At 42.1% G+C, this 356-nt stretch carries 1 protein-coding gene; it reads right to left on the bottom strand.

Annotated features, from left to right (window positions below):
- Nucleotides 1-356, bottom strand: a 356-nt coding sequence (locus AC23MC_RS16450) for a transposase (protein WP_487569412.1), incomplete at both ends; no start/stop codon positions are given.

The following is a 356-nucleotide window of genomic DNA, read 5'->3' on the forward strand; positions in this document are numbered from 1 at the left end:
GTTCCCAAAACGGGTTCTACTGTCTTACTTCGCACCTTGACCATTCGTTTGGCATACTCTGGGTTTTGAGTGAGCTTTTGGTGCATCTTGTCATAAAGCTCCTTGTGGATGCTGTCGTCTATCTTCTTAAAATTGGTTTTCATTCCACAGCATTGCTCTCGAAGTGGACACTTCTTACAATCACTTTCACTACTACGATAGGTGCGTTTGGTGTAACCTTTACTGTCTGTCCTTTCGCCTTTAAAAAGTAATTTAGCTTGGTTACCTCCTACTTTGGTGCATTGATAATAGTTTTCTGCTTTGTTGTGAACAAAACCCTCTCGCTCAGGAACGTATTGCCCAAAGTTAGGCATCCA

Source organism: Flavobacterium sp. T50_26 (genome assembly GCF_057652995.1).